This window comes from Blautia sp. MB18-30, assembly GCF_023669475.1.
Taxonomy (GTDB): Bacteria; Bacillota; Clostridia; order Lachnospirales; family Lachnospiraceae; genus Blautia_A; species Blautia_A fusiformis.
The window spans coordinates 1-1,967 of record NZ_JAMOYY010000081.1; the positions used below are offsets into that span (position 1 = coordinate 1).

At 33.8% G+C, this 1,967-nt stretch carries 4 protein-coding genes; 2 read left to right on the forward strand and 2 right to left on the reverse strand.

Annotated elements, in window-relative coordinates:
- Positions 1 to 178: 178 nt before the first annotated feature.
- Positions 179 to 559 carry a hypothetical protein gene (locus NCY57_RS16540; protein ID WP_250789864.1) on the reverse strand — a complete coding sequence of 127 codons (381 nt, stop codon included), beginning with the start codon at positions 557 to 559 and terminating at the stop codon, positions 179 to 181.
- Positions 537 to 797 (reverse strand): hypothetical protein, encoded by a 261-nt coding sequence (locus NCY57_RS16545; protein WP_250789865.1) that lies wholly within the window; start codon positions 795 to 797, stop codon positions 537 to 539. The genes NCY57_RS16540 and NCY57_RS16545 overlap by 23 nt, the downstream gene beginning before the upstream one ends.
- A 315-nt stretch (positions 798 to 1,112) precedes the next feature.
- On the opposite strand from NCY57_RS16545, the gene NCY57_RS16550 reads away from it, so the two are divergent.
- Together NCY57_RS16550 and NCY57_RS16555 are read left to right on the forward strand one after the other, a co-directional pair.
- On the forward strand, positions 1,113 to 1,784 hold the full coding sequence (locus tag NCY57_RS16550) for a hypothetical protein (protein WP_250789866.1): 672 nt from the start codon (positions 1,113 to 1,115) through the stop codon (positions 1,782 to 1,784).
- Positions 1,765 to 1,967, forward strand: a 203-nt coding sequence (locus tag NCY57_RS16555; RefSeq protein WP_250789867.1) for a hypothetical protein, incomplete at its 3' end; no start/stop codon positions are given. The genes NCY57_RS16550 and NCY57_RS16555, both read left to right, overlap by 20 nt.

Sequence of the window (1,967 nt, forward strand, 5' to 3'; positions counted from 1 at the left end):
ATAAATTAACTTTTGCAGGGAAAACTATACAATATGAATCTTATATGTGGAAAGTAAGAAAACTGTTCTTACTTTGTGATAATAAATTAAGAACAGTAGAAAAAGATCGAAAAAGTGGAATGAGTTTTTGAAAAATAGTGAAAAAAACAATATTGTGGAAGCTGATTGTAAACAATAACTAGAATACTCTGGGGTCAGACCCCATAAAGAACATATCATAATCATTATAAAAACAATCCCTGGAAGAATCCCATCCGATATCACAGTTGGGTTGTGAAAAGTAGCGTTCGCAGTCACAATCCGTAATAGCTTTTTCCTTGCAGTCACAAACGCAGTGTTTACGCTCACGTGCAGATGTGACTACAGGAGTGCCATCACCGGCAATAGAAAGGCTTGATGGATCGATGAACCCTTTGGATACGGAGACCGTCAAAAACTCATGGCTGTAAATCTTAAAGAGGGATGCATAAGGCTGGTCATCAATGGAAAAAGAATCCGTTTCCAATGATTTAAGTAACTGGTCAACGGTAACTTTCTCAAAAAGGTTGGGCTTTAGCACCTTTCTGCTTAGGCTGTTTTACTTTTTTCTTTTTGAGAGGACGGATATGGGGAGAAAGATTATCAGAATCCGAATCCCAAAGTCTTCTGGAAAAATCATAAAAAGTACCAACACCGGGAGTATTGCCGAAATCAAATCCACTGAGGATGGCATAAAGAGGATTGATCTTAAGCTGGGCAGCCCAGTCAGTAATGGAATGGACTTTAAAATCAATAGACAAAAGATAAGAACGCTGCATGCAGGATGGAGTTCTTGGAGCAGGTCCAAACTTAGAATATTTGAATTCAGGATAATGAATATCAGATTACATTAACAATGAAAGAACCTGTATATTCGACTAATATAGAGGAATATATTAAAAAAGTTGAATGGAATACAGAGGGGAGTACACTCATTCATATGGTTGATGCCAATATCGGAGTCAGACCCCAGTAACAGTAACTGAGATGGCATAAGGAAGTATATAGGTGATAGCTTATACCTGTAAATAAGTCAGGTGAGGGCCTGATGAGATATGAAAAATAAATTGTATGATTTTAGGGGAATCGAATATATGGATGATGCAAACGATTTTATTAGAAATAGTTTGATTGCTTTAACAGGAACAGTTCCATATGTAGGTGGGCCAATTTCATTTTTGTTAGACAAATATATTCCATCGGAAGCGGAACGTAAAAGAAATGAATTTATAAGCAAGGTATCGGATGACTTAGAGGAATTGAGAGAAAAAGTGGATGCATTCAATTTTGAAACACCTGAATTTTACAGTATATTTACTAAATTACTTAGGCATGCAGTAGAGGAATATCGTGATGAAAAGATTAATGCATTTAGAAATTTAACCATGAATATTGTGTTAGAACCTGAACAGTTTGATAAAATTGATTTTTTTACACGGCTTGTTATTGTGCTGGTTCCAGATGAAATTGTAATTTTAAGAACATTTTATCTTTTAGATGTAAAAAACGAATTAAAAAATTTTGATACAAATCCAAACAAAAGGGATATTTATAAAATTATAACAGATCTGTACGGTGTAGAGGACAGGTTATATATTAATGCATTGATGACAGATTTGGGCAGATATCGTTTGGTATTAGCAAATAATGAATTAAAAACGAAATTTCCAAAAGATGGAATGTTTTTATCGAAACTAGGAAAAGAATTTACAAATTATATTTTTTCACCTAAAGAAGGGGCACATTATGGATTCCAATACAAATGATCTTTTACGAAATATAGGGATTAGTGCTGTGTCGGCACTTCCTGTATGTGGTAGTGTACTTGGTTATTTATTAGATAAGAAGATACCAGAACAAATAGTAGTACGGTATTCTTCTTTTTTAGAAGAATTGGAAAAAGATATTTTATCATTAAATAAAAAGTTAGATTATGAACAATTTACAAC

Coding starts and splice junctions, on each gene's coding strand:
- NCY57_RS16545 (WP_250789865.1), bottom strand. CDS start 797: ATGCAGCGTTCTTATCTTTTGTCTATTGATTTTAAAGTCCATTCCATT.
- NCY57_RS16550 (WP_250789866.1), top strand. CDS start 1,113: ATGGATGATGCAAACGATTTTATTAGAAATAGTTTGATTGCTTTAACA.